Raw genomic sequence first — 9,296 nt, 5'->3', positions numbered from 1 at the left:
GCCCGGCCCGCGCCGGTTGCCCCCCGCCGCCCGGTTGTCTGCCGCCCGCCGGTTCTTTCCCGCCCGCCGGTTCTCTCGCGCCGCCGGCCGGCAGGTCCCGGCCGAGGCGGGCGAGCAGCAGCGCGGTCGCCACCCCGGCGGTCACCGCGGAGTCGGCGGCGTGCGGCGGCTCCCCGGAGGCGCGCGGTGGCGGCATCCGGCACACCCGGGTCAGCAGCGTCTCCAGCACCGGCGGCGGCAGCCCGGGCAGCAGGTCGCGGACGCGTCCGTCCAACTCGCCGCGCAGCCGGCCGAGGTCGCTGGCGCGAGGCGGGTGCCCGAGCAGCTCACCGGCCAGTTCGCGCAGCAGCGGTGGCGCCAGCGCCGCCATGCCCAACCCCACGTCGGCCGAGGCCCGGCGCAGCTCCTTGCGGAGCCGGTCCCGGTCGCCGGAGCGGACACCACCCACCACCCGGCGCAGCAACTCCTGGGAGTCGTCCACCCGCTCGTCGGGTTCCTCGTCGGTGCCCTCGCGCCCGCCGGTCAGCTCGGCCACCCGCACCGACCACCAGCGGCGCATCCGCACCTGCTCGGCCGGCTCCGGTACGACCGCGGTGGGCCCGGCCGCCGGTGGTGTGTCGTGTCGGGGAGCGCGTTGCTCGGGGCGAGGCGCCGGGGCGCCGTCCGCGCCGAGCCCGATCGCGGTCAGATAGGCCGACAGTTGTTCCTGTGCCACCCGCAGCGCGTAGCCGGCGCTCTCGGCGTGCTCGGTGGCGGCGGACAGCTCGGGCACCCCCATCGGGTTGGCCGACTCCTGCCGTACCCAGCGCAGCCGCTCCGCGGCCAGGCCGAACTTCTCCAGCGCCTGCCCGAGCAGGGCATGCGGGAACTCCTCGGTGGCGGCACGGACCTGCCCGCCGACATCCTCGATGATGGACACGGTGGCCTACAGGGTGGAGACGTAGAGCTGCGCCTGCTCCACCGCGACAAGTGTTGCGGCGAGACACTCCTCCAGCTCCTGGCTGGCCTGGGTCAGCGACGCCTGGGCCGCTTCCACGGTCTCGTGCCCGCTGCCCTCCAGCGCCCCGGCCAGGGTCTGCTGGGCCTCGGACAACTTCTCGCCGGCCGCCTGCACGGCTGTCTGCCCGTCTCCGATCTGTTGGAGGGCGACATCGATGGCAGCCTTCAGCTCGGCGACGCTCGCCACGGCGGAACCTCCTGGGGGCGGGGAGATCTCCATTAGAGCCTATCGGCGGTCGGGAAAGAACATCCGCCCTGTCGGTGTTCCTGCCCGCCTGTCCGGAAGGCCCTCGGAAGTGCCGGGAGTCCGATCTGTGGGAGTCCCAGTGCGAGAATTTCTCAGCTGCTGGTCGGATTCTCGCGGAGCCAGCGCGGGCCGTACACCTCGGCGCCCAGCGCCGTCACCCGCCCGCGTAGCTCCCGATCGGCGGTGACCACCAGCCGGCGGCGCTGCGGCGCGCCCTCCACCAGCTCGACCACCGTGTCGTCGCCGGAGCCGGCGGCGGAGACCACCCGCACGCCCTCGGTGCCCGGCACGTCCCGCGCCGCCCCCTCGACCACCAGGACCACCTCCACCGGGGCGGTCAGCCGGGCCGGCAACCCGACGGTCGCCACCGGGGCGAGCGAGTCGCGCAACCGGGCCGCGGCCCCGGCCCGGTCACGCCACCACCCGTTCGGGCGCGAGCCCACCACGTTGGCGCCATCCACGATCAGCAGCGGGGTCTCATCCATCCCGTCAGCCTGCCACCATCGGCCGGCCCTGACCCGTCGCCACTCCCGGAATGCGGGTGCTCCGCCAGCTGCGGCGTTTGTCGCGCCGCGCGCCGGGTAGCCCCTGCCGACCGTGCCGAGCCCTACTGCGGAGGACAGACATGATGGGACCCGGTGACCCTGGCTCCGACCCGTGGGACGAATTCCTGGCCCGGTACTTCGGCCGGGGTGAGGGAGGACGCCGACCGCCGCACCGGGTCGACATCACCCGACTGATGACGGCCGACGCCCGGGAGATGCTGGCCGACGCGGCCCGGCGGGCCGCGCAACGGCAGAGCAGCGACCTGGACACCGACCACCTGCTCTGGGCGGCGCTGCAACGTGAACCGCTGCGCGATCTGGTACGCCGGGCCGGGGCCGACCCGGACACCCTGCTCAACGCCCTCGGCGGAAAGGGCGACGGCGCGCCGCGCGGGGAGGTGCCGCCCAACCTGTCGTTGACCCCCGCGGCCAAGCGGGCGCTGCTCGACGCCCACCAGCTGTCCAGGGCGATGGGGGCCAACTACATCGGCCCCGAGCACATCCTGATGGCGCTGCCGCTCAACCCCGAGTCGCCGGCCGGGCGGATGCTGGCCGCCGGCCGGATCCAACCCGAGTCGTTGCAGGCCGCCAACGCCGAGCGCGGGCCGATGACCGGGCCGAAGCCGGACCGTGGCACCCCCACCCTGGACCAGTACGGGCAGGACCTCACCGACCTGGCCCGCAACGACCAGATCGACCCGGTGATCGGCCGGGCCGACGAGATCGAGCAGGCTGTGGAGATCCTGTCCCGGCGTACCAAGAACAACCCGGTGCTGATCGGCGAGGCCGGCGTCGGCAAGACCGCCATCGTCGAGGGGCTCGCCGAACGGATCTGCGACGGCGACGTACCGCAGACCCTGCTCGGCAAGCGGGTCGTCCAGCTCGACCTGGCCGGTCTGGTCGCCGGCACCCGGTACCGGGGCGACTTCGAGGAGCGGCTGAAGAAGGTGATCGACGAGATCCGGGCGCACCGGGACGAGCTGATCATCTTCATGGACGAGATCCACACCCTGGTCGGGGCCGGTGGCGCCGGCAGCGAGGGCGGGATGGACGCGTCCAACATGCTCAAACCCGCCCTCGCCCGGGGCGAGCTGCGGGTGATCGGCGCGACCACGCTGGACGAGTACCGCAAGAGCATCGAGAAGGACGCCGCCCTGGCCCGGCGCTTCCAGCCGGTGCTGGTGCCCGAGCCCAGCGTCGACGACACCATCGCCATCCTGCGCGGGCTGCGCGACCGGTACGAGGCCCACCACCAGGTGCGCTTCACCGACGAGGCGCTGGTCGCCGCCGCCGAGCTGTCCGACCGGTACGTCACCGACAGGTTCCTGCCGGACAAGGCGATCGATCTGATCGACCAGGCCGGCGCCCGGGTGCGGTTGCGGACCCGCACCCCCGGGGCCGACGTGCGGGAGCTGGAGCAGGAACTCGACGACGTACGCCGGGACAAGGAACAGGCCGTCACCGACGAGCAGTACGAGCGGGCGTCCGCGCTGCGGGACCGGATCGCCGAGTTGGAGGGGGACATCCGTCGCGCGAACGGCGATGACGGCTCGTCCAACTCCCAGGTGCCCGAGGTGGGCCCGCAGGAGATCGCCGAGGTGGTCTCCCGGGCCACCGGCATCCCGGTCAGCCAGCTCACCGAGGAGGAACGCGACCGGCTGCTGCGCCTGGAGGGTCACCTGCACGAGAGGGTGGTCGGTCAGGACGACGCGGTCACCGCGGTCGCCGAGGCCGTCCGCCGCTCCCGGGCCGGGCTGGCCGACCCGGAGCGGCCGATGGGCAGTTTCCTGTTCCTCGGCCCGACCGGTGTCGGCAAGACCGAGTTGGCGCGGGCCCTGGCCGAGGCGTTGTTCGGCGAGGCGGACCGGATGGTCCGGGTGGACATGAGCGAGTTCCAGGAACGGCACACGGTCAGCCGGCTGGTCGGCGCGCCACCCGGATACGTCGGCTACGAGGAGGCCGGTCAGCTCACCGAGGCGGTGCGTCGCCGCCCGTACGCGGTGGTGCTGCTCGACGAGATCGAGAAGGCCCACCCGGACGTGTTCAACATCCTGCTCCAGGTGCTCGACGACGGGCGACTCACCGACAGTCAGGGTCGTACGGTGAACTTCAAGAACACCGTACTGATCATGACGAGCAACCTCGGCTCCGAGCTGATCACCGGCGCCCAGCGCTCGGTCGGCTTCGGCACCGGGGACGTGGGCAGCGAGCAGGAGAACAACGAGCTGCGGGAGCGGCTCATGCGCCGCCTGCAGGAGAACTTCCGCCCGGAGTTCCTCAACCGCATCGACGAGGTCATCATCTTCCGCCGGCTGGAGGCCGAGCAGCTGCGCGACATCACCGCGCTGCTGCTGGAGGAGACCCGCCGCCGCATGCACGCCCAGGACCTCCAGGTGGAGTTCACCACCGCCGCCATCGACTGGCTCGCCGAGCACGGCTACCAGCCGGAGTTCGGCGCCCGCCCGCTGCGCCGCGTGATCCAGCGGGAGGTGGACAACCACCTGTCCCGGATGTTGCTGGAGTCGGCGATCTCGCCGGGGCAGAAGGTCACCGTGGACGCCCGCGACGGCGCGCTCACCTTCGACGTGACAGCGGGCGAGCGGGGGTACACCGCCGCCACGACCACCCACCCACGATGAGCGGGTCGGCGCGAAGGGACGAACACGAGGACCCGCACCAGCCCGCGGAGTCCGCGAAACCCCGGGACGAGGACGACCATCCCGACCCGATCCTGGCGCCGCCCACCGCGAACCCCCGCCGCACGCGGGTGCCCGCGGAGGGCCTGCATCCGAAGACCGACCAGGACGACCCGGAGACGTCCGGGCCGCCGCCGGCGAGAGGAGACCTGATGGTACGCGAAGCGCGGCTCGACCCCGAGGTGGAAGTGCTCTGGGAGGACTTCCACGCCGAGGTCAACGTCCCGTCGGAGCAGCTGCGGACCTGGCTGCTGACCCGGGGTTCGGGGGAGGAGTCGTTCAGCCCGAACCCGAACCTCGACCTGCCCCAGCCGGGCCGGGAGATCCTCAAGGTGCTCAACAAGCGCAAGGTGGACCTCACCCCGGAGGACATCGAGGTGATGCGGGAGGCGGTCGAGCGAATCCGCGAGCTGATGGACGCCAAGCCGTCGCGCGGCAACGCCGACGACAGTTGGCGGCACTCGCTGCTGGATCTGGGTCACGACCCGCTCGTCGAACGCTGAACGCGGCCACCCGCGACGGTGCCGTCCCAACCCGGGACGGCACCGTCTCGGCGTACTACTGGCCCTGGTCGGGCTCCAGGCTGCCGATGGTCAGACCGGCCGCGTCCGCCGCGGCGTCCCGGTCGCCGCGGGTCTGGTCCTCCCGGCTGAGCAGGTTGGCGTACTCGGTCACGTCGGCCGGGTCGGGCACCGTCGGCAGGCGGCGCAGGAACGCCTCCACCGCACGGGTGGCGGCGGTGTGCGCGGCAGCCGCCTGGCGCAGCAGTTCGCGGTCGTCGGCGGGCGGGTAGAGGTCGGTCATGTCCGCCAGATACCCGGCCCACGGCGGTTCGCACCGGCAGCGGCCGGGAATACCGGCCGTTCAGCCCGGTCGGACCGCACTCGGCTGCCGGACGCCGAACCCCGGGTTGCGGGGCAGCCAGGCCAGGTACGCCGGGTGCGGCGCCAACGAGTCGACGTACGCCGCCTTGGCCGTCTCCAGCACCAGCTCGGCGCCCTGGGCGGCGGGGGAGTCCGGGTGCCAGCCGAGCAGCAGCCGCCAGCGCAGCGGCGTCCCGGCGAGCTGACGGGTGACCAGACCGCTCACCGGGCGGAACGTCGCCTGGCACAGGGCCACCGCCACGCCGGCTTCGACCAGGTCGACGCAGCCGCGGATGTCGGTCTCGTACACCTTGCGGGGGGTGAAGCCAGCGCGGGCGCAGGCGGCGGCGAAGCAGTCGGCGAAGCAGCCGTCGCCCGGCGCGGCGACCCACTGCTCGTGGCGCAGGTCGGCCAGGCGCACCTCGTCCTGCCCCGCCAGGGGATGGGTCTCCGGCAGCAGCACCAGCACCGGGTCGACGGCCACCTCCTGCCAGCTCAACCCGAACCCGGCCGACGGGCTGGCGTCGCCGCACACACCGGCCAGCGCGAAGTCCAGTCGGCCGCCGGCCACCAACTGCGCCAACTCGTCCACCGACCAGGACGCGTACGTGGTGATCTGGGCGGGTGGCTGCTCGGCCGCCAACCGGTGCACCAGCCGCCCGAGGATCGGGCTGTTCACCCCACCGAACCGGTAGCACGGTGGGGTGTCGCCCGCCCCGGCCAGCCGGGCCGCCTCGTCCTGGAGGCCCTTCATGGCCGGCAGCAGCACCCGGGCGCGGGCCAGCACCAGCTCACCGAGCGCGGTGGGTCGGGCCCCGCGCCGGTCCCGGTCGAACAGCGGGCCGCCCAGTGTCCGCTCGATGCGTTGGAGCTGGGCGGTGAGCGCCGGCTGGGCCAGGCCGAGCGCCGAGGCCGCCTTCGTCACACTTCCCGTCTCCGCGATCGCGCAGACCACCCGCAGGTGACGCAGCTCCAGGTTCATAGGGTGACGGTAGGACTACCAGGTCTGCTGGCGGAATAGCCCGAGTGGATCGGTGATAATGAATGCATTCCCGGCTGTCGCCGGTCACTGCTCGCGTGGCGGCTCCGGCAGGTCCGCCAGGTACGTCGGGCGTCGCGTCACCGCGTCGAGGACCTTGTCCACCACCCCGACCGCCGGCTCCACGATCCGGTTCCACGGAGGGGTGGCCGGCGTGCCCGGGTGCGGTCGGGTCGGCGCGGCCTCCTCGGCGATCTCCAGCCGGTTGCCGAGCCGGATCAGTTCCTCCTCGGTCGCGACCCCGCGCAGCTCGGTGACCAGCGCGCCCACCCCGTCGACGTGCCGGCGGACCCGCTCGGCGACCTCGGTCAACGCCTCGTCCGTCAGCCCCTTCAGGGCGCTCAGCAGGGCCGCGTCCGCGTTGATCTCCGCGTCCACCCGCTCGGTGGCCGTCGGCAGCGCCGCGCGGACCGCCGGCAGCAGGTACTGCTCCTCGGCGGACAGGTGCCGCGACAGCGCGGCGGTGAGCACCGCCAGCCCCTCCTGCGGCGTGGTGTCCGGGCCGGAGAGCTGGTCCAGCAGCGCCAGCAGTTGCCGGTGCTCCCGGTCGACGATGTCGGCGATGCTGCGACCGGCGGGCCGGTAGCCCTCCTCGGGTACGGGCGCGGGCGGCAGCGGCGGCAGGGGAACGGCGGACATGGTGCCCTCCTCGACTGGCGGGCGGAAGCCCCGGCAGGGACGTACGGTCGTCGGCGGCGGTACCCGAACGCGGCCACGGTGAAACCGACCCGTCGATGCGTGCACCCGCGCCGGCCCGCCGACCAGCTCGGGCTGGTATGAAGAGGCGATGACGAGCGATGCCGCCTCCGCCCGACCCGACCCCACCGCAGAGGTCGTGGACCTCTGCCGCGACCTGCTGCGCATCGACACCACCAACACCGGTGACAACGACACCAGCGTCGGCGAACGCCTCGCGGCCGAGTACGTGGCGGAGAAGCTCGCCGAGGTGGGCGTGGAGTCCGTCCTGCACGAGTCCGCGCCGGGCCGGGCGAACGTGGTGGCCCGCATCCCGGGCACCGACCCGAGCCGGGGCGCGCTGCTGGTGCACGGCCACCTGGACGTGGTGCCCGCCGACGCCGCCGAGTGGTCGGTCGACCCGTTCTCCGGCGAGCTGCGCGACGGCTACCTGTGGGGCCGGGGCGCCATCGACATGAAGGACTTCGACGCGATGGTGCTCGCCGTGGTGCGGCACTGGCAGCGCACCGGCGTACGACCCCCACGCGACATCGTGCTCGCGTACACCGCCGACGAGGAGGCGGGCAGCGACTACGGCGCGCGCTTCCTGGTGGACAACCACCGGGGCCTCTTCGACGGCTGCACCGAGGCGATCGGTGAGGTCGGCGGCTTCTCCTACTCGGTCAACGACAGCCAGCGGCTCTACCTCATCGAGACCGCCGAGAAGGGCATCGACTGGCTGCGGCTGCACGCCAAGGGCCGCCCCGGGCACGGCTCGATGATGCACGATGACAACGCCGTCACCGCGCTCGCCGAGGCGGTGGCCCGGATCGGCCGGCACCGTTTCCCGGTGGTGGTGACCGACACCGTGCGGGCCTTCCTGACCGAGGTCTCCGACCTGCTCGGCATCGAGTTGAACCCGGACGACCCGGAGACGGCCATCGCCAAGCTCGGCCCCATCGCCAACATCATCGGCGCGACCATCCGCAACACCGCCAACCCGACCCGGTTGAGCGCCGGCTACAAGGACAACGTCATCCCCGGCCGGGCCACCGCCACCATCGACTGCCGCAGTCTGCCCGGCCAGTCCGAGTTGCTGGAGCGGCAGCTGCGCGAGCTGGTCGGCCCGGACATCGCGATCGAGTACGTCCAGCGGCAGCCGGCGTTGGAGACCACCTTCGACGGTGACCTCGTCGAGGCCATGTCGGCGGCGCTGCGCGCGGAGGACCCGGGGGCGCGGCCGGTTCCGTACATGCTCTCCGGTGGCACCGACGCCAAGGCGTTCTCCCAGCTGGGCATCCGCTGCTTCGGGTTCGCCCCGCTCCGACTGCCCGCCGACCTGAACTTCTCGGCGTTGTTCCACGGCATCGACGAGCGCGTTCCGGTGGACGGACTACAGTTCGGCGTGCGGGTTCTCGACCGGTTCCTCCGCACCTGCTAGCCGTGTCCGGCCGTGCCGCCGGCGCGCAACCTCCCCATCGTGAAGGGACTGCCCCACATGACCGACCAGCATGGTGAGCTGGACGCCGCTCTCGAGCGGGTGATCGAAGCGGCCCGCCACCACCTGGCCGCCGTACGCGCCGCACAGGGCCGCGTCGACGACGACGACGTCTGGCAGGCGTACGTGGCGTTGAACAACGCCTCCTTCGCGTACGACGAGCGGCTGCTCGACGCCTTCGGCGAGGTGACGCCCTGGGATGTCGACTCGATCGACCCGGACGAGGCCGACGAGCGTTTCGGCGGCGGCGAGGGAGCCGAGGCCAGCGACCCGCACCCAAGGGTCATCTCGGTGCGTCAGCGTCGGGACTACCGGGTGCCGAGCATCGCCGCGCTGCTGCGGGCGGCCGAGGCGGCCCGCCGCGAGGGCACCCCGGAGGACGACGAGCCGGCGCCGGTGGAGGGCGTCGGCGAGGCGGTGCTGGAGCTGCTGCAGAGCGGTGACGGCTCGCTCGGCGCGCTGGACGTCCCCGAGTTGGAACCGCTCGACGGGGTGGTCATGGTCAGCGAGGTCGGCACCCCGGTCGACCTGGAGTCGTTCGACGACGACGACGCGGTCGGCCCGTTCCAGCCGGCGGCCGACGACCGGCTGGTCGGTCGACTCGACGAGCACCCGTTCCTGGAGCTCGACGACGACCACGACCACGCCGGGCACCAGCACTAGCCACTGGCCGGGGGGCCCCCCCGGGGCACGGCGGCCCCCCCCCCCAGCGGCCGGGGGTCCGGTCGACAGAG

General features: G+C 73.1%; 10 protein-coding genes. 4 read left to right on the top strand and 6 right to left on the bottom strand.

The genetic code is table 11. The features are described 5' to 3' along the window. The 3 genes from ABZU52_RS30665 to ABZU52_RS30655 all read right to left on the bottom strand — a co-directional run. The coding region (locus ABZU52_RS30665) for a hypothetical protein (protein WP_354974418.1) at positions 1-919 on the bottom strand (919 nt) is incomplete at its 3' end. Positions 920-925: 6 nt separating this feature from the next. Further along, on the bottom strand, positions 926-1,186 hold the full coding sequence (locus ABZU52_RS30660) for a hypothetical protein (RefSeq protein WP_030332749.1): 261 nt from the start codon (positions 1,184-1,186) through the stop codon (positions 926-928). A gap of 152 nt (positions 1,187-1,338) precedes the next feature. Next, positions 1,339-1,731 (bottom strand): hypothetical protein, encoded by a 393-nt coding sequence (locus ABZU52_RS30655; RefSeq protein ID WP_354974417.1) that lies wholly within the window; start codon positions 1,729-1,731, stop codon positions 1,339-1,341. Positions 1,732-1,871: 140 nt separating this feature from the next. Here ABZU52_RS30655 and ABZU52_RS30650 point away from each other — a divergent pair, with 140 nt between their 5' ends. Next, the gene (locus ABZU52_RS30650) at positions 1,872-4,430 is read left to right on the top strand and encodes an ATP-dependent Clp protease ATP-binding subunit (RefSeq protein WP_354974416.1); all 2,559 of its coding nucleotides are present in this window, start codon (positions 1,872-1,874) and stop codon (positions 4,428-4,430) included. A gap of 209 nt (positions 4,431-4,639) precedes the next feature. After that, complete coding sequence (locus tag ABZU52_RS30645; RefSeq protein ID WP_091408434.1) at positions 4,640-4,990, top strand: DUF3140 domain-containing protein; 351 nt, start codon at positions 4,640-4,642, stop codon at positions 4,988-4,990. A gap of 55 nt (positions 4,991-5,045) precedes the next feature. Here the strand turns inward: ABZU52_RS30645 and ABZU52_RS30640 are convergent, their stop codons facing one another. The 3 genes from ABZU52_RS30640 to ABZU52_RS30630 form a co-directional block, all read right to left on the bottom strand. Further along, positions 5,046-5,291 (bottom strand): hypothetical protein, encoded by a 246-nt coding sequence (locus ABZU52_RS30640; RefSeq protein ID WP_030490930.1) that lies wholly within the window; start codon positions 5,289-5,291, stop codon positions 5,046-5,048. A gap of 60 nt (positions 5,292-5,351) precedes the next feature. After that, positions 5,352-6,332 carry a LysR family transcriptional regulator gene (locus tag ABZU52_RS30635; protein ID WP_354974415.1) on the bottom strand — a complete coding sequence of 327 codons (981 nt, stop codon included), beginning with the start codon at positions 6,330-6,332 and terminating at the stop codon, positions 5,352-5,354. An 84-nt stretch (positions 6,333-6,416) separates the two neighbouring features. Then, positions 6,417-7,028, bottom strand: a complete 612-nt coding sequence (locus ABZU52_RS30630) for a hemerythrin domain-containing protein (RefSeq protein WP_354974414.1) — start codon at positions 7,026-7,028, stop codon at positions 6,417-6,419. 148 nt (positions 7,029-7,176) lie between these two features. Here ABZU52_RS30630 and ABZU52_RS30625 point away from each other — a divergent pair, with 148 nt between their 5' ends. Further along, entirely contained in the window at positions 7,177-8,505 is a 1,329-nt protein-coding gene (locus ABZU52_RS30625) for a M20/M25/M40 family metallo-hydrolase (protein WP_354974413.1), read from the top strand. Positions 8,506-8,562: 57 nt separating this feature from the next. Further along, on the top strand, positions 8,563-9,225 hold the full coding sequence (locus ABZU52_RS30620; protein WP_354974412.1) for a hypothetical protein: 663 nt from the start codon (positions 8,563-8,565) through the stop codon (positions 9,223-9,225). Positions 9,226-9,296 lie beyond the last annotated feature (71 nt).

Origin of the sequence: Micromonospora sp. NPDC005220 (assembly GCF_040607895.1) — a bacterium.
In the GTDB taxonomy this organism is placed as follows: Bacteria; Actinomycetota; Actinomycetes; order Mycobacteriales; family Micromonosporaceae; genus Micromonospora.
The sequence above is the reverse complement of the archived record's forward strand: the minus strand, read 5'-3'. Positions and strand labels throughout refer to the sequence as shown.